We start from the raw sequence: 15984 nt of genomic DNA, 5'->3' as shown, positions 1-15984 counted from the left end.
CCCACGCGTCAACCGACTCGCGCGTAATACAGATTCTGCGGATGCTTCGCTTCGGCGAAGAAGAACCAGCGTTCCGCCACGAGGCCGGCGTATTGCACCAAGCATGCGGCGGCCAGCAAGCCGAGTGAGACCCCGATCGGATGCAAGCCCGCGCCCAGCGCCATCAGCGCAACCGGCACGGCAAACGCGGCCGCGAGGAACCCCCACTTGACGCCACGCAGCGTCCCCGCCGATTTGCCGTGAAAGAACTCACGCAGATTGAACGCGCCGGCGGTGAAGCCGCGCGAGATCTGCACGAGCTTCGGATTCTGGATGCCCGTCGCGCTTTGCACGGTGGACTTCGGCCGTAAGCGTGCGTTGCGCACGAGCGATGCCGAGCGGCTCGCGCAGCCCGCGAGCGTCAACACGCAGGCACAGACCGCGAGCCCCACTGTCAGCGCGGGCGCGAACCACGCGGTCAGCGCCGTCGCCAGTGTGAAGCCGGACGCGCAGCCGAGCAGCACGAAGTTGACCAGCGTAAGCGGCGTGGCCCATTCCTGCAGGAAGCGCAGGCATGCGTAGATCATCGCCGAGCAGACGAACAGCGCCGCGCTCGCCAGCACGCCGAGCCAGCCTATCGCCAGCGACCACGGCGAGCCGAACCCGTGCGCAACGCCGTAGAAAAACGCGCAGGCGAGAAACGCCGGCAGGCACAGACATTCACGCGACAACCACGACGTCCGCCACATTGCGACCGCGCGCCATGCGCGCTCCGGATGCCCGAGATGGAAGAACGAGGCGATCAGCCCAAGGCCACCCAACACGACCGACAAGCCCGCGCCAGTGACATAGAACGCATCTGCGGGCGCCGTGACGAGTCCCAGATGCGCGGCCGTCTCCACGCCGACGAGCGCGATCAGCAGGCCCTGCGCCGCGCCGCTCAATGTAGTGAGAAAAACCACTGAAAAAGCCGGATTCATCGCGAGGTCCTTTAGATACGCGTCGCCATTGACGCAAGATGCAGTTGACCGTGTTCGAGTTGTGCATCAAGTGAGTCGAGCGATTCGGGCGTCTCAAGCGCCGTGCCCGCGCCCTTGCACGAGCATGCATCGCTGCCGCAACCCGATGCCGACGTCGTAATGCGTGGCAAATAGTGATTCGCCGGCTTGGTGTTCCACTCAGGCATCAACTGATACCCACCCCGTTCCTCAATTGCCTTCGACACCACCGACTCCGGATCGTGAATATCGCCGAACAGTCGCGCTGAAGTCGGACACGCGAGCACGCACGCGGGTTGCCGGTCGCGTTCGGAGAGGTTTTCATCGTGAATGCGATCGACGCATAGCGTGCACTTGGTCATCTCCTTGCGCGCTTCGTCGAGTTCGCGCGCACCGTACGGACACGCCCACGCGCAGTATTTACAGCCGATACACTTGTCGAAATCGACCAGCACGAGACCGTCTTCCTTGCGCTTGTAGCTGGCGCCGGTCGGACACACCGGCACGCACGGCGGGTCCTCGCAGTGCAGGCACGACTTCGGGAAGTGGATCGTGTCGGCGTTCGGGTAGCTGCCGGCCTCGAAGCTCTGCACGCGATTGAAGAAGGTGCCGGAGGGATCGGCGTCGTACGGATTAAGATCGGCGAGACTGCCCGACTCACCCGACGTATTCCACTCCTTGCAACTCGTCACGCAAGCCTGGCATCCCACGCACACGTTCAGGTCGATCACTAACGCCATCTGAGTCATTGAAGGCTCCTTGCTGCTTTACTGCGTTATTCGCGCGCTGCCCGCGGTTCTGCGGTGCCTGGATTTCGCCTTGCTCGCGTGCGAATCCTGCGTCTCCTGCGATTCCTGCATCACTTGCGCCCCACCGCACCGCGCAGCCGTGCCGCGAATTCGCCGCGCCCCGCGAAATAGGTCTGCACGACCCGCGATATCACTCCGTTCGATCCCGGCAACGCGGGCATCGCACCGAACTGCGGCAGCGTATGGCGCGCATCCGCTTCCGCCGGATAGATGCACACGCGCACGTCGTACCACGCGGCCTGGCCTGTCACCGGGTCCGAATTCGAGAGACGCGCGGCGGCTTCGTCGCGACCGGGCAACTCGTCGGTGATGAGGTGATTGAGCAGGAAGCCGCGCTGCGATTCGTTCGCCCCCGCGCCGAGGTTCCATGCGCCCGACGCCTTGCCGATCGCATTCCAGGTCCACACCGTCCCCGGCTCGACGGTCTCACTAAAACGCGCCATGCAGCGCACGCGGCCCCATTGCGATTCGGCATAGATCCAGCTGCCGTCGGCAATGCCGTTTTCGGCTGCCATCAACGGATTCATGTAGAGATAGTTCTCGCCATGAATCTGCCGCAGCCACGCATTCTGCGAATCCCACGAGTGATACATCGCCATGGGCCGCTGCGTCACCGCGGCCAGCGGAAAGCGCGTGAGATCGGTCGAATCGCTTTCGAGCGGCGCATACCAGAACGGCAGCGGATCGAAATACTTTTCGACCCGCGCCCGCAGGTGTTCAGGCGGCTGCCTGCCGCTCCTGCGGCCTTGCGCTGCAAGCCTGAACTTCTGCATGACGTCGGAGTACAACTGGATCAGGATCGGCTCGTTGAATTTACGGAAGCCGTTTTTTACTGCCCAGTCGAGATACGGCCCGTTGCAGTTGCGCATGTATTGGAGCGTCTCCGGCAAGCGGTAATGGAACACGCAGTTGTTCTTTGCATATTGTTCCCACTGCTGCGGATTCGGCTCGCCGACCAGCGCCTTGTCGCCGTCTTTGCCGCGCCAGCCGATCAGAAAACCCACGCCGGAATCAGGCGTCGTCGTGTGATTGATGATGAAGTCGGGATAGTCCTGGAAGCGGCGCGTGCCCTCGGCCGTCGTGAAGGCCGGAAACTTGAGGCGCGAAGCGAGTTCGATCAGCACTTCCTGAAACGGCTTGCATTGACCCGCCGGCGGCACGACCGGCACGCGCACGGAATCCACCGGACCGTCGAATTCGGAGATCGGCCGGTCGAGCATCGACATCGCATCGTGCCGTTCAAGATAGGTCGTGTCCGGCAGGATCAGATCGGCGAATGCCGTCATCTCCGACTGGAACGCGTCGCACACCACGAGAAACGGAATCTTGTACTCGCCGTTCGCATGCTTGTCGGCGAGCATCTCGCGCACCTTCATCGTGTTCATCGACGAATTCCAGGCCATGTTGGCCATGAAAATCAGCAGCGTGTCGATGGGATAGGGGTCACCACGCCAGGCATTGGTGATCACGCTATGCATCACGCCGTGCACGGCAAGCGGATATTCCCAGGAGAAGGCCTTGTCGATGCGAACCGGACCGCCCTGTTCGTCGATGAACAGGTCCTCGGGCGCGGCGGGCCAGCCGAGCGGGCCGGTGGCAAGCGGCGTGTTCGGCTTGACGGCATCCGGACTGTTCGGCGGTTTCGCCGATGGCGGCACCGCGCGAGGGAACGGCGACTTGTGACGAAAGCCGCCAGGGCGGTCGATCGTGCCCAGCAGCGACATCAGCACCGCCAGCGCGCGGATCGACTGGAAGCCGTTGGAATGCGCGGCTAGCCCGCGCATCGCGTGAAAAGCGACCGGATTGCCGGTGACGGTCTCGTGCGTCTCGCCCCACGCGTCGGTCCATTGGATCGGCAGCGTGATCCGGTGATCGCGGCTCGTCTGAATCATTTCGCCAGCGAGGCGCCGGATCGTGTCCGCGGCAATGCCCGTAATCTCCGCGGCCCACTCGGGCGTGCAATCGGCCACGCGTTCGCGCAACAAGGCGAACGACGGCGTGACCGGCGTGCCGTCCGCGAGCGTATAGCGGCCGTCGAGCGCGGGCGTCACACCGGGTGCATGGTGCGGCACGGCACGCGCGGCTGCGGCATCCCACCAGAGATGGTTCTGCGGAAACAGCGGATTGCCAACCGGCCTATCCGGATCGCGCACGAACAGGCCGAAGTTTTCGCTGGCTTCATCGAGATCGACCAGCTCCGCCGCGTTCGTATAACGCTGCACGAACTCGTGATCCCAGGCGTCGGCCGCGATCAGTTCGTGCAGAAACGCCATGAACAGCGCACCGTCGGTGCCGGGTTTGATCGGCACCCATTCGTCGGCAATCGCCGCATAGCCGGTACGGATCGGATTGATTGCGATAAAGCGCCCACCCGCGCGCTTGAACTTCGAAATGGCGATCTTGAGCGGATTCGAATGATGATCTTCCGCCGTGCCGATCATGAAGAAGAGTTTGGCGCTGTCGAGATCGGGCCCGCCGAACTCCCAGAACGAGCCGCCGATCGTATAGATCATCCCGGCCGCCATATTGGCCGAGCAGAAACCGCCATGCGCCGCGTAATTAGGCGTGCCGAACTGTTTGGCGAAGAGGCCGGTCAGCGCCTGCATCTGGTCGCGGCCGGTGAACAGCGCGAATTTCTTCGGATCGGTGGCGCGAATCGCGGAGAGGCGCTTTTCGAGCACGTCGAACGCGACCTCCCACGACACCGGCTCGAACTGCGCACTGCCCCGCTCCGCGCCGGCCTTGCGCATCAACGGCTGGGTCAGGCGCGCGGGCGAGTACTGCTTCATGATGCCCGAGGCGCCCTTCGCACAGATCACACCCTGATTCAGCGGATGCTCGGGGTTGCCGTCGATATAGCGAACTTCCCCTTCACGCAGATGCACGCGGATGCCGCAGCGGCAGGCGCACATGTAGCAGGTGGTCGTCTTGATCTCGAGCCGTTCGTCCTGCGTGCGGGCGTGGTGTTCCATGCGGGATCTCCGTCGCGGCTCCGGCTGTGTCGAAGCGAGGTGGGTTTGATACCGACCATCCTATTCGCCACGAGCCTACAAGGGAAATCGCGATTTGTGAGAGAAACTATCCGCTGGGCTGATGGTTTCAGTTTGCCTTCAAATGTCAGATCGGCGTCAATACCGCCTCGCCGGCAAAGTGCCGTCTGGCGTTGGCGAGGAAATTGTCGACCGAAGCCGTGATCGCCTCCGGCGAGCGGCCGCCCACATGCGGCGTCAGAACTACGTTGCGCAGCGTCAGCAAGGCCTCAGGCGGATGCGGCTCGCTCTCATAGACGTCGAGACCCGCGCCGGCGATCGCGCCGGTGGCAAGCGCATCCGCTAAAGCAGCGGTATCCACCACGCTGCCGCGCGAGACGTTGACCACGAAACCGTCCGGCCCGAGTGCGTCCAGCACCGACTTGTCAATCAGATGACGCGTACCGGCGCCGCCGGGCGTCGCGACCACCAGAAAGTCACACCATTGCGCCAAACCCTGCACGCTGTCGAAATAGCGCAGCGGCGAGCCTTCGCGGGGTTTGCGATTGTGATAACCGATTTCCATATCGAACCCGGCGCCACGCCGCGCGATCTTCTCGCCGATATTGCCGAGCCCGACTATGCCGAGCCGCTTGCCGGACACGTTGGGGTGCATCGGCAACGTGTCGCGCCAGGCGCCCTTGCGGGTGGCCTGATCGAGTTGCGGCACGTCGCGCACCACCGCAAGCAGCAAGGCGAACGCGTGATCGGCCACGCAGTGATCGTTGGTGCCCGCGCCGTTGACGAGTACGATGCCGCGCGAGCGAGCGTGATCGACGGCGAGGTTTTCGTAGCCGGCGCCGAGTGCGCTGACAAACTCGAGTTGCGGCATCCGGTCGATTTCCGCAGCCGCTAGCCCCGCTGTGCCGCTAGTCAGCACGGCGCGAATCGCCTCGCCGTGCGCGGCGATCGCGGCGGTTCGTTGGCCGGCATCGGGGGCATAGACGACGTCGAAAGCAGTCTCGACACTGGCGCGGCTTGCGTCTTTCAAGGGGATCAGAACCAGCAGGGATGGCTTCATGACGGGTGTTTTTTCTTAAGGCGACGAGAGACGGGGGATGCGACGAGTGAGTGTAACAAGCCTCCCGTGGCCCTGCTGGCGGGCGATCAGTTGAGCTCGCAAGTAAAAAACCCGGTTGCGAACTTGCCGCCGCGCAGCTTAAAGTCCCTGCGAACCACGCCGTTATCTTCGTGAATGGATCGGCGCGAAAAATATGCGCCATGCGTCTTTCTTTTGAGCCGAATCCAAGCCGCTTTAGAATAGCCGGAACTCCGACCACGGGAATCTCATGCAGGACACCCTCCGAAGCGGCTCAGCGCCAGCCAACGACGATTCCGAAATGTTCGAACTCGCGCCTGTCTCGCTCTGGCTCGAAGACTTCAGCGGCGTGCGTGCGCTATTCGACAAATGGCGGGCAGAAGGCGTGACCGATCTGCGTGCCCATTTCGCCCAATATCCGGCTCTTGTCGCAGAATGCGCGCATAGCATCGGCGTCATCAAGGTCAACCAGAAAACGCTGACGCAATTCGAGGCCGCCGATTTCGACGCGCTCACCAGCAATCTCGCCTCCGTGTTCCGCGACGACATGCTCAAGACTCACCTCGAGGAGCTATGTCAACTGTGGGCTGGCCAGGCGCATTTCACGAGCCAGACGGTCAACTACACGCTCGGCGGACGCCGCCTCGACGTGCTGCTCAAGGGCGCCGTGCTACCCGGTCATGAAGACCGCTGGGACCGCGTGCTCGTATCGGTCGAAGACATTACCGAACTCGAAGGCGCGCGGCATCGCGTGACGCTCGCCGAACAATATGTGCGCGGTCTGTTCGAATATTCGCCGGTCTCGTTGTGGGTGGAAGATTTCAGCGCGGTCAAGCGTCTGCTCGACGACGCGCGCTCCGCCGGCATCAGCGATTTCCGCGTGTTTACCGACGTGCATCCCGAGTTTGTCGAGCGCTGCATGCAGGAAATCCACGTACTCGACGTGAACCAGCACACGCTCGACATGTTCGTGGCAAAAGACAAGAAAACGCTGCTGGCGCGCCTGCCGGACGTTTTCCGCGACGATATGCGGCCGCATTTCCGCGAGCAGTTGATCGATCTATGGGACGGCAAGCTGTTCCAGCAGCGCGAAGTGCTCAACTATTCGCTCGACGGCAACGAGGTGCATGTGCACCTGCAGTTCTCCGTACTACCGGGTCATGAAAAGAATTGGGACCTGGTGCTGGTGGCCCTCACCGACATCACGGCGCGCAAGAAGGCCGAAGCTTATCTGGAGTTCCTTGGCAAGCATGACGTGCTGACCAAGCTGCGCAACCGTTCCTTTTACGTGGATGAACTGAACCGGCTGGAGCGCAAGGGTCCGTGGCCGGTGACGATCATCATGGCCGATCTGAATGGCCTCAAACGCGTGAACGACCAGCTCGGCCACGCGGCCGGTGACGCGCTGTTACGGCGAGCCGGCGAAGTCCTCGCCAAAGCGACGGACGCGCCGTTTCACGCCGCGCGCATCGGCGGCGACGAGTTTGCGATCCTGATGCCGGACACCGACGAGCGTGGCGGCGCCGCGATGGTCGATGCAATCCGCCAGTTGGTCGATCTGAACAACCAGTTTTATCCGGGCTCGCTGCTGAGTCTTTCGATGGGTGCGGCGACATGCCAGCGCGGCGACCGTCTCGAAGCCGGTGTGCAACGCGCCGATCTGCTGATGTATGAGGAAAAGCACGCGCACTATGCGAACCGTCCGTCTGCGGACGCGTCGAGCGACTAACGCCCGACGGCCTCGCACGTTGGTACGGTGTAATTCGATTGTTGAAAAGGCCACGCCGTGTCAGCGGATTGGCAGCTCAATCAGCCTGGCAATTTGGATGCCAGCACATCGAGTTTGTGGATGCTGGGCGGCGTGGCGAATAGCTCGCCGGCCTTCGCCATTAGCGCAGCGGCCACCTTGCCGTTCAGATGCGCCTCGCGGCCAGCTTCGTCGGGGAAAGCGTCGAAAATGGCATAGGTGGTCGGTCCAAGCTTGAGACCGAACCAGGCGCTGGTAGCAGGCTCCTCCTCGACGAGCGGCAAGCCGCTCAGCAGAAAGGCCTCGACATCCTGTTCCTTGCCGGGTTTGGCTTCAAGACGAACGTACAGAGCGAGTTTGACCATGGCGCGACTCCCTGGGTGAAGTGAGGACAATGGATCCGCTTTGCCAGGCGGCAAAGCGCTGTGAAAGGCATCGGCTCGTCAAGCACTTCAGCAAGTATAGGGCGGCGGTCGTGAAGCTGTGCCGAAGAGCATGGGGGCACATCGGGTCGCGCGAGGCACCATCAGGCACAGGCATTCAGGTTGCATCCGCGCAGAAAAGCATGTCAGCCTTTGTCGGTTCGCACGGCCTCGCCGTAAGTGCTGACGATTCGCCGATCCTGCTCTTCCGCAGAAAACAGCTCCCATTCGAGGCCGTTTACGTCCTTGCTGCTCGAGTAACCGTCTACAGAGTCGTCCTCGAAGCCGACGTGCCGAAGCTGCCCACCTTTGTCCGGCATCTCGTTGATCGAAAAATTGAGCAGTTCGGTTCGCCACATCGCGTAACGGCCCGGCACCACGGCCGTGGGCGGCTGGCCAAGACGGGCGCTGTAATCGTCGATGGAAGCCTCGAGGCTGGTAACGGCCAAAGCAATGTGGAAGCGTTTCATAGCGGTTTTCCCGACGATTAGGATGAGATGTTTCATCGTATCCGCCGCGCGCTGCCGCAACCAGTTGCGCGATCATCCCGGTATCGGCATTACCGGTTTGCGCTGTAACGGTATCCGGCCCGGCCTGGGTCGGCCTGCAAAACAAACGAGGAGCGACACTGATGCTTTCCCACGTATTCGTCGGCATTACGGATTTCGAGCGCGCGTTCGGCTTCTATGGCGTGCTGATGGAAACACTAGGACTGCGGCTCAAGTTCCGTGATGAGGATGCGTGCTGGGCCGGCTGGATGCCAGCAGACGCGCCGCGGCCGCTGTTCGTGATCAGCAGGCCCCATGACGGTCGTCCTGCCACCGTCGGCAACGGCCAGATGTTGGCCCTGCTGGCCACGGACCGCGCCACGGTCGATCGCGCGCATGCTGCGGCGCTTGCTCACGGCGGCGCCTGCGAAGGTCCGCCGGGTTTGCGACCGCAGTATCACGCGGACTATTACGGCGCCTACTTTCGCGATCCCGATGGCAACAAGCTCTGCGTGTGCTGCCATGCAGCCGGACCCAACGTCAGCCACGCAAACAACCCGCTAAGCTAAGCGCCCGGAAAGCGCAATTCGAAGCGCACCACGCCCGGCACCGGACACACCACGCGCGCCGTGCCGCCGTGCAGATGCATGATTGCCTTGACGATCGCGAGCCCCAGCCCGCTCGATTCGGTGAACTCGCTGCGTGCTGCATCTCCGCGGTAGAAACGGTCAAACAGGCGGTCCAGTTGCTCACCGGGAATTGGCGCACCGTCGTTTTCCACCACCACGGTCGCGCCCTGCTCGTCCTGTATGCCCCTCAACCGCACTACCGTATCGTCCGCGCCGTATCGCACCGCATTCACGACAAGATTGTTGATCGCTCGCCGGCATAGCATCGGATTGGCCGACACCACGCCCTGGGCCTCGACGGTAAAGCGCATGCCGCGTTCATCGGCGGGGCCTTCGAAATAGTCTGCGATCCTGACGAGTTCATCGCGCAGATCGACCGGCTCACGGTCGATGGAAAGCGCCGCATGGTCCGCGTGCGCGAGAAACAGAATGTTCTCCGCGATATGGCTCAGGCGGCTCAGCTCCTCGAGATTCGATTCGAGCAGTTGCTGATATTCATCGACGTCGCGCGGTTTGGCGAGCGTGACCTGGGTCTGGCCGATCAAGGCGCCCACTGGTGTACGAATTTCATGCGCCAGATCGGCGGAGAACTGCGAGAGGCGCTGGTAGCCATCGGCAAGACGGTCGAGCATAGCGTTGAAGGCATGCGTGAGCTGGCGTAATTCGACTGGCGCGGCCTCGCTGTCGAGCCGCACCGACAAACTCGCCGGACTGATCTGCGCCGCCCGCGTGGCGATCTCGCGCACCGGCCGCAACGCGCGGCGCAGCACGTAATAGGCAAGCAGCGTGGCAGCCAGCATGCCGGTCAGCGTGGCCAGCACAATCCGGTTGCGGTAGGCGGCCAGCATCCGCATTTCCTGGGTCATCGGATGCGCGGCGATCACTTCGACTTCGCTGCCATCCTCACGCGCTTTGACGGTAGCGATCGCCCAATGAACCGGCACGCCGTCCGGCAGCATGGTCTGGCGAATGTCCGAGAGCGTCGGCAAGTGGTCCGCGGTGCCGGCCTGCAGCGCAGGCACCGCGACATTGCCGGGGTTCACGTCGATAAACGGCGCTTCGCCCGGACGGCGAAACAGCAGCACGTCCTGCTCCGCACCGAGCATGCTCTCGAACAGCAACGGTCGGTTCTTCAATTCGCTGACGGAATAGAGGTCGTGCACGATGCGGCTGAAATGTTCGACACGGCCGGTGAGCACCACGTCCGCGCGGCGCTGCAGTGACAACTCGGCTGAGTGGTAGAAATACATGCCCAACGTGCCGATCACCACGCACGCAATCGAGGCGAACAGCACCGTGGTGCGAGCCGTCAAGGAACGTTCGGTCCACAGTTTCATGCGCCGTCGCCGAAGGTGTAGCCGATGCTGCGCACCGTATGAATCAGCTTCTTTTCAAACGGATGATCGATCTTCGCGCGCAACCGTTTGATCGCCACGTCGACCACATTAGTGTCGCTGTCGAAGTTCATATCCCACACCTCCGAGGCGATCTGCGTACGCGACAACGCCTCGCCCTGCCGGCGCACCAGCAGATGCAACAGCATGAATTCCTTATTGGTCAGCGGAATCTCGACGCCTTCACGCGTCACTTTGCGGCGCAGCACGTCGAGCTTGAGGTCGGCGATCTCGAACACATCGCTCTCGCGGATCACGCCGCGGCGCAACAGCGTGCGGATGCGCAACACCAGCTCGGTGAACGAGAAAGGCTTGACGAGGTAATCGTCGGCGCCGAGTTCGAGGCCGCGAATGCGGTCGCTGACATGATCGCGCGCGGTCAGAAAAATGACCGGTAGATCGCGCCGCGCCCGTAGCGCACGCATGATTTCCCAACCGTCGATGCCGGGCAGCATCACGTCCAGCACCACGAGGTCGTACGCGTGCTCGAGCGCCATGTGCAGCCCATCGGTGCCGGTGCGCGCAAGGTCGACCGCATAGCCGCTTTCGCGCAGGCCTTTCTTCAGGTAGTCGCCGGTTTTCGGGTCGTCTTCGATGACGAGGATGCTCATTGCCTGGTTTCCGACCCCGAGCGCCGCCGTGGGCGTGGGTCATGAATGTGGACGTGGATATGGCGGCCATTCTACGTGGCTGCGGCGCGCCGTTCATGACGTTTTTGTCATCCATCTGTCACTTGGCGGAGCCGATCGCACGCCTAACCTGACGCTATCTTTCACCCACCCAGAGCAGACTCATGAAGATTGTCTCCGCTAATGCGATGCGCGCCTTCGTTGCCCCCGCGCTCGTCGCCGCCTCATTGTTCGCAGCAGGATCCGCCGCACAAGCTCAGACCGCGGCGCCCACCGGCGTGCGTGGCACCGTGACATCGCTCTCGGGCGATGTGCTCAAGGTCCACACGCGCGACGGCAAGGACGTCGACGTGAAGCTCGCCAAAGACACGCCGATTCGCGGCGTGACGATTGCCGACGTGAACGACATCAAGCCGGACAGCTATGTTGGCACCGCCGCGATCCCGCAGCCCGACGGCTCGTTGAAGGCGCTCGAAGTGCACGTATTCCCCGCCAGCATGCGTGGCTCCGGCGAAGGTCATCGCCCGTGGGACCTCGGCACGAACAGCACGATGACCAACGGCACGGTGGGCTCGCTCGTGGTTAGCAACGGCCGCACGATCACGGTCAAGTACAAGGACGGCGAAAAGAAAATCGTGATTCCGCAAGACGTGCCTATCGTCGCGCTCGAACCGGGTGATCGCGCGCTGCTGGTGCCAGGTGCGAAGGTCGTGCTGTTCGCCCACAAGGAAGCTGATGGCTCGATGGCGGCTAATTTCATCTCCGCGGGCGAGCACGGTGTAACGCCGCCGATGTAATACGGCGTTTCTTCGACCGTTCGCTTTTTAGCCATTCGAACAGCCGCGTGCCTCAATGACGCGGCTTTCATATTTTTCCCTGTTTCATCATCTCTGACCATGCCCGAACCGCAAGCGCGCTTCATCGTTCACCCACTCGTCGTACGAATTACGCACTGGATCAACGCGTTTGCCATGGTCTGCATGGTGATGAGCGGCTGGGCGATCTATAACGCGTCGCCCTTCTTTCCGTTCAAGTTTCCGGTGTGGGCGACCGTAGGCGGCTGGCTGGGCGGCTCGATTGCATGGCACTTCGCGGCCATGTGGCTGCTGTGCGCGAACGGCCTGCTGTATCTGGCGTATGGCATCGGGCGCGGGCATTTTCGTCGCAAGCTATTGCCTGTTTATCCGCGCGACGTCGTACACGATGCCGCATTGGCGATGCAGTTCAAGCTGCCGCACGATACCGGCAAATATAACGCGGTGCAGCGTGCGCTCTATCTCTTCGTATTGTTCCTTGGCGTGCTGCTGGTGGCGTCGGGGCTTTCGATCTGGAAGCCGGTGCAATTCTCGTGGCTTACCGCACTATTCGGTGGTTTCGATTTCGCGCGTCGCGTGCATTTTGTCGCGATGGCGGGCGTGGTGGGTTTCGTCGTCGTGCATCTGGCGCTGGTGCTATTGGTGCCGCGCACGTTGCTGCCGATGTTGACCGGCCGCGCCCGACTGTCCACGCACGAAAGGAGCGAAGCATGAGCGACGCAGAACGCAAAGACTCGCGCGGCACGCGCATTGTCCTCGCCGACCACAAACCACAAATCGAACGATTGCAACGGCGCCTGTTCCTGCGCTCGTCGCTTTCGATCGGTGCGCTGGCGATGCTCTCGGGTTGCAACATGCAGGACGGCGATTCGGTCGACAAGGTGCTGTGGGCCATGTCACGCTGGAACGATCGCGTGCAGGGGTGGCTGTTCGATCGCAACAAGCTCGCGCCGACCTACTCGGAGAAAGAGATCACCGACCCGTTCCCGTTCAACGCGTTCTATCCTGAGTTCGACGCGCCGGATATCGACGGTTCGACGTATCAACTGGAAGTGTCGGGTCTGGTGTCGGACAAGCGCACGTGGAATCTCGATCAACTGCGCGCCTTGCCCCAGGCTTCGCAGATTACGCGGCACATCTGCATCGAAGGATGGAGCGCGATCGGGCAATGGCGTGGTGTGCCGTTTCGCACGTTCCTCGAACGTATCGGCGCCGATCTGAGCGCTCGCTATGTCGGCTTCAAATGTGCGGACCGCTATTACTCGAGTCTCGACATGGCGACGGCCTTGCATCCGCAAACCCAGCTCACGCTCGATTTCCGCGACGCGCCGCTGCCGGCCAAATACGGCTACCCGCTGAAGCTGCGCGTACCGACCAAACTGGGCTTCAAAAATCCGAAGCACATCGCGGCGATTTTCGTGACCAACACGAACCCTGGCGGCTATTGGGAAGACCAGGGGTACAACTGGTTCAGCGGGCTATAACGCTTCGTGAGGACGCGCGCTTATACGGCGGTCACATAACGCGGGACCGGCTTGACTACGCGCGGCGGCGGCGGTGCGTCGTACACGGTGCGCATACGCTTGACTTCATCAACCGGGCTCAGGCCGAACAGACGCTTGAACTCGCGGCTGAATTGCGACGCACTTTCGTAACCGACGCGTGCCGCGGCCGCACCTGCATTCAGGCCATCATGCGCCATTAGCAAACGCGCGTGATGCAAACGCGTGGTCTTCACGTATTGCATCGGCGAGGTCGCCGTCACGGCCTTGAATTGCGCATGAAAGACGGCGAGGCTCATGCCCGCTTCAGAGGCGAGCGTATCGACGTCGAGTTGCCCCTGATAGTCGGCGTGGATACGCCTTAGCGCCTTGGCGATGCGGCCGAAATGATTCTGATGCGTGAGCGCCGCGCGAATCGCATCGCCCTGCTCGCCCGTCAACACGCGATAACAGATTTCGCGGACTACGCCTGGCGCCAGAATCCGCGCATCGAGCGGTGAGGCCAACGCGTCCATCAAACGCTGCACGGCATTGGAGAGGGCCGGGTCGAGCGGTGTCGAATAAATGCCGAGCGGCTCGTTCTGCGTCGCGCCTTGCGTTTCGTTCAGCGCCATCAGCAACTCAGCCACCATGGTCAGATCGACGCGCACCGAGATCGCGAGGAACGGCTCTTCCGGACTCGCCTCGGTTTCGCATTCGAACGGCAGCGGCACCGACAGCACCAGGTATTGCTGTGCGTCGTACTGGAACACCTGATCGCCGAGAAAACCGCGCTTGCGGCCCTGACAGACGATCACGATACTCGGCTCGTACATCACGGGCATACGCGGCATCGGACTATTGGCGCGCAACAGGTTGACGCCTTCGAAGCTCGAACGCGTCACGCCCGGTTTGGGCGCGAGCAAATCGAACAGGTCGACCAGACGCTGCTGGGCGGAATCGGCCGGGCCGCCAGCGGACTGGCCGCGCTCGGCCGGATCATGAGTGACCGAGGCGGGTTCAACGGAACGGGTTGACATGACGGTATAGTGACGCGCAAGAGAATAATGCTTGAAATTTAGCACCAAACGACCTACTGCGCTCATCGCCAGGAGTTTTAGGCAAATCTTCAAGATATTCAGGTATTCCCCGGTTTGCTCCCGGCCCCTACTATGGGAACCCTACCGGATCATCTATTTCCACGCTGCGCCGGGCTCGGTTATCCATTCACCGTTTCGGTGAAAGCGTCGACCACCGCCTGCGCCCTGATCCCGGTCCATGACAAGGTTTGGCCGCATCGGCGACGCGCGTCGCCCATCGCCGGCGCCTTGCGACGTCATCCTCTTTGCTGGAGTTACCCATGAGCACGACTTACGCCTATGCAGCGACCGACGCGACCGCGCCGCTCGCTCCGTTCGAAATCCAGCGCCGCGAACTGCGCGCCCATGACGTGCAGATGGAAGTCCTGTTTTGCGGTGTGTGCCATTCCGACTTGCATCAGGCACGCAACGAATGGAAGAACACGGTTTTCCCGGTGGTGCCGGGCCACGAAATTGTCGGCCGTGTAACGGCAGTTGGTCCGGACGTGACGAAGTACAAGGCAGGCGATCTGGTGGGCGTGGGATGCCTGGTCGATTCGTGCCGCACGTGTGCGAGTTGCGAGGAAGGTCTCGAGCAGTATTGCGAAAACGGTTTTGTCGGCACGTACAACGGCGTGGACCGGGTTGACGGTCAAATCACTTACGGCGGTTATTCGACGCAACTGGTAGTAGATGAAGCATTCACGCTGCGCGTGCCGGAGAACCTCGACCCGGCGGGTGTGGCGCCGTTGCTATGCGCGGGTATCACGACGTATTCGCCGCTGCGCACGTGGGGCGCCGGTCCTGGCAAGAAGGTCGGGATTGTCGGCCTTGGCGGCCTGGGTCACATGGGCGTGAAGCTGGCCCGTGCGATGGGCGCACATGTCGTGTTGTTCACGACGTCCCCGTCGAAGATTGAAGATGCCAAGCGGCTTGGTGCGCATGAGGTTGTCATTTCAAAGAATGCTGAGGAGATGGGCGCACATGCCAATAGCTTCGATTTCATTCTGAATACGGTGGCTGCGCAGCATGATTTGAATCCGTTTTTGAATCTGCTCAAGCGCGATGGGACGATGACGCTGGTTGGAGCGCCGGAGCATGACCATCCGTCGCCGCAGGTATTCAATCTGATCTTTAAGCGCCGCCGGCTGGCTGGGTCGTTGATTGGCGGGATTGCTGAGACGCAGGAAATGCTGGATTTTTGCGGCGAGCATGGGATTACTTCGGATATTGAGGTGATTCCTATGCAGGGGATTAATGACGCTTTTGAACGGATGCTTAAGAGTGATGTTAAGTATCGGTTTGTTGTTGATCTGGATTCCTTACGGAAGTGATTTTGTTTTTGCCTTTGCGGCGGCATTGGCCGTGTTCTTAGGGCTTTGGTCTTTCCTTGTTCTGGCTTTGGTGCCTTTCCTTGATTTGTTAGTGGTCTATTAGCGTTGCCCC

At 61.8% G+C, this 15984-nt stretch carries 15 protein-coding genes; 6 read left to right on the top strand and 9 right to left on the bottom strand.

The features are described 5' to 3' along the window. Nucleotides 1–8: 8 nt before the first annotated feature. From M0D68_RS20605 to M0D68_RS20590, 4 genes are all read right to left on the bottom strand, one after another. Entirely contained in the window at nt 9–959 is a 951-nt protein-coding gene (locus M0D68_RS20605) for a DmsC/YnfH family molybdoenzyme membrane anchor subunit (protein ID WP_266225178.1), read from the bottom strand. Between the two features lie 11 nt (nt 960–970). Continuing rightward, nucleotides 971–1726 (bottom strand): 4Fe-4S dicluster domain-containing protein, encoded by a 756-nt coding sequence (locus tag M0D68_RS20600; RefSeq protein ID WP_093638525.1) that lies wholly within the window; start codon nt 1724–1726, stop codon nt 971–973. Nucleotides 1727–1836: 110 nt separating this feature from the next. After that, a complete protein-coding gene (locus M0D68_RS20595; protein WP_266225176.1) occupies nt 1837–4758 on the bottom strand; it encodes a molybdopterin-dependent oxidoreductase in 2922 nt (973 codons plus the stop codon). 145 nt (nt 4759–4903) lie between these two features. Then, nucleotides 4904–5836, bottom strand: coding sequence for a 2-hydroxyacid dehydrogenase (locus M0D68_RS20590; protein ID WP_200619204.1), 933 nt, complete (start codon nt 5834–5836; stop codon nt 4904–4906). 268 nt (nt 5837–6104) lie between these two features. On the opposite strand from M0D68_RS20590, the gene M0D68_RS20585 reads away from it, so the two are divergent. Then, a complete protein-coding gene (locus M0D68_RS20585) occupies nt 6105–7583 on the top strand; it encodes a diguanylate cyclase (RefSeq protein ID WP_093638515.1) in 1479 nt (492 codons plus the stop codon). Between the two features lie 80 nt (nt 7584–7663). On the opposite strand, the gene M0D68_RS20580 is transcribed toward M0D68_RS20585, so the two are convergent. Then, nucleotides 7664–7966, bottom strand: a complete 303-nt coding sequence (locus tag M0D68_RS20580; RefSeq protein ID WP_093638511.1) for a putative quinol monooxygenase — start codon at nt 7964–7966, stop codon at nt 7664–7666. A gap of 203 nt (nt 7967–8169) precedes the next feature. Next, nucleotides 8170–8493 carry a hypothetical protein gene (locus tag M0D68_RS20575; RefSeq protein WP_093638833.1) on the bottom strand — a complete coding sequence of 108 codons (324 nt, stop codon included), beginning with the start codon at nt 8491–8493 and terminating at the stop codon, nt 8170–8172. A 161-nt stretch (nt 8494–8654) separates the two neighbouring features. Between M0D68_RS20575 and M0D68_RS20570 the strand changes: the two genes are divergently transcribed. Next, on the top strand, nt 8655–9080 hold the full coding sequence (locus M0D68_RS20570) for a VOC family protein (RefSeq protein WP_266225173.1): 426 nt from the start codon (nt 8655–8657) through the stop codon (nt 9078–9080). On the opposite strand, the gene M0D68_RS20565 is transcribed toward M0D68_RS20570, so the two are convergent. Both M0D68_RS20565 and M0D68_RS20560 read right to left on the bottom strand, forming a co-directional pair. Beyond that, the gene (locus M0D68_RS20565; RefSeq protein WP_266225171.1) at nt 9077–10477 is read right to left on the bottom strand and encodes a heavy metal sensor histidine kinase; all 1401 of its coding nucleotides are present in this window, start codon (nt 10475–10477) and stop codon (nt 9077–9079) included. The two genes, M0D68_RS20570 and M0D68_RS20565, sit on opposite strands and share 4 nt — an antisense overlap. Further along, nucleotides 10474–11145, bottom strand: coding sequence for a heavy metal response regulator transcription factor (locus M0D68_RS20560; RefSeq protein ID WP_093638501.1), 672 nt, complete (start codon nt 11143–11145; stop codon nt 10474–10476). Before M0D68_RS20560 ends, M0D68_RS20565 begins: the two co-directional genes overlap by 4 nt. 182 nt (nt 11146–11327) lie before the next feature. Between M0D68_RS20560 and M0D68_RS20555 the strand changes: the two genes are divergently transcribed. The 3 genes from M0D68_RS20555 to M0D68_RS20545 all read left to right on the top strand — a co-directional run bounded on the left by M0D68_RS20555 (nt 11328) and on the right by M0D68_RS20545 (nt 13462). After that, complete coding sequence (locus M0D68_RS20555) at nt 11328–11960, top strand: hypothetical protein (RefSeq protein ID WP_054036450.1); 633 nt, start codon at nt 11328–11330, stop codon at nt 11958–11960. Nucleotides 11961–12059: 99 nt separating this feature from the next. Further along, on the top strand, nt 12060–12692 hold the full coding sequence (locus M0D68_RS20550) for a cytochrome b/b6 domain-containing protein (protein ID WP_211703753.1): 633 nt from the start codon (nt 12060–12062) through the stop codon (nt 12690–12692). Then, the gene (locus tag M0D68_RS20545; protein ID WP_200619199.1) at nt 12689–13462 is read left to right on the top strand and encodes a molybdopterin-dependent oxidoreductase; all 774 of its coding nucleotides are present in this window, start codon (nt 12689–12691) and stop codon (nt 13460–13462) included. The genes M0D68_RS20550 and M0D68_RS20545 overlap by 4 nt, the downstream gene beginning before the upstream one ends. A gap of 20 nt (nt 13463–13482) precedes the next feature. Here the strand turns inward: M0D68_RS20545 and M0D68_RS20540 are convergent, their stop codons facing one another. Next, entirely contained in the window at nt 13483–14499 is a 1017-nt protein-coding gene (locus M0D68_RS20540; protein WP_200619198.1) for an AraC family transcriptional regulator, read from the bottom strand. Between the two features lie 320 nt (nt 14500–14819). Between M0D68_RS20540 and M0D68_RS20535 the strand changes: the two genes are divergently transcribed. Beyond that, complete coding sequence (locus M0D68_RS20535) at nt 14820–15872, top strand: NAD(P)-dependent alcohol dehydrogenase (protein ID WP_093638487.1); 1053 nt, start codon at nt 14820–14822, stop codon at nt 15870–15872. Nucleotides 15873–15984 lie beyond the last annotated feature (112 nt).

The sequence above is a fragment of the Paraburkholderia sp. SEWSISQ10-3 4 genome, from assembly GCF_030464785.1.
Classification (GTDB): Bacteria; Pseudomonadota; Gammaproteobacteria; order Burkholderiales; family Burkholderiaceae; genus Paraburkholderia; species Paraburkholderia aspalathi.
The sequence above is the reverse complement of the archived record's forward strand: the minus strand, read 5'-3'. Positions and strand labels throughout refer to the sequence as shown.

What these genes read in the sequence shown, in the direction of transcription:
- M0D68_RS20605 (WP_266225178.1), bottom strand. Translation starts at nt 959, where the DNA reads ATGAATCCGGCTTTTTCAGTGGTTTTTCTCACTACATTGAGCGGCGCG.
- M0D68_RS20600 (WP_093638525.1), bottom strand. Translation starts at nt 1,726, where the DNA reads ATGACTCAGATGGCGTTAGTGATCGACCTGAACGTGTGCGTGGGATGC.
- M0D68_RS20595 (WP_266225176.1), bottom strand. Translation starts at nt 4,758, where the DNA reads ATGGAACACCACGCCCGCACGCAGGACGAACGGCTCGAGATCAAGACG.
- M0D68_RS20590 (WP_200619204.1), bottom strand. Translation starts at nt 5,836, where the DNA reads ATGAAGCCATCCCTGCTGGTTCTGATCCCCTTGAAAGACGCAAGCCGC.
- M0D68_RS20585 (WP_093638515.1), top strand. Translation starts at nt 6,105, where the DNA reads ATGCAGGACACCCTCCGAAGCGGCTCAGCGCCAGCCAACGACGATTCC.
- M0D68_RS20580 (WP_093638511.1), bottom strand. Translation starts at nt 7,966, where the DNA reads ATGGTCAAACTCGCTCTGTACGTTCGTCTTGAAGCCAAACCCGGCAAG.
- M0D68_RS20575 (WP_093638833.1), bottom strand. Translation starts at nt 8,493, where the DNA reads ATGAAACGCTTCCACATTGCTTTGGCCGTTACCAGCCTCGAGGCTTCC.
- M0D68_RS20570 (WP_266225173.1), top strand. Translation starts at nt 8,655, where the DNA reads ATGCTTTCCCACGTATTCGTCGGCATTACGGATTTCGAGCGCGCGTTC.
- M0D68_RS20565 (WP_266225171.1), bottom strand. Translation starts at nt 10,477, where the DNA reads ATGAAACTGTGGACCGAACGTTCCTTGACGGCTCGCACCACGGTGCTG.
- M0D68_RS20560 (WP_093638501.1), bottom strand. Translation starts at nt 11,145, where the DNA reads ATGAGCATCCTCGTCATCGAAGACGACCCGAAAACCGGCGACTACCTG.
- M0D68_RS20555 (WP_054036450.1), top strand. Translation starts at nt 11,328, where the DNA reads ATGAAGATTGTCTCCGCTAATGCGATGCGCGCCTTCGTTGCCCCCGCG.
- M0D68_RS20550 (WP_211703753.1), top strand. Translation starts at nt 12,060, where the DNA reads ATGCCCGAACCGCAAGCGCGCTTCATCGTTCACCCACTCGTCGTACGA.
- M0D68_RS20545 (WP_200619199.1), top strand. Translation starts at nt 12,689, where the DNA reads ATGAGCGACGCAGAACGCAAAGACTCGCGCGGCACGCGCATTGTCCTC.
- M0D68_RS20540 (WP_200619198.1), bottom strand. Translation starts at nt 14,499, where the DNA reads ATGTCAACCCGTTCCGTTGAACCCGCCTCGGTCACTCATGATCCGGCC.
- M0D68_RS20535 (WP_093638487.1), top strand. Translation starts at nt 14,820, where the DNA reads ATGAGCACGACTTACGCCTATGCAGCGACCGACGCGACCGCGCCGCTC.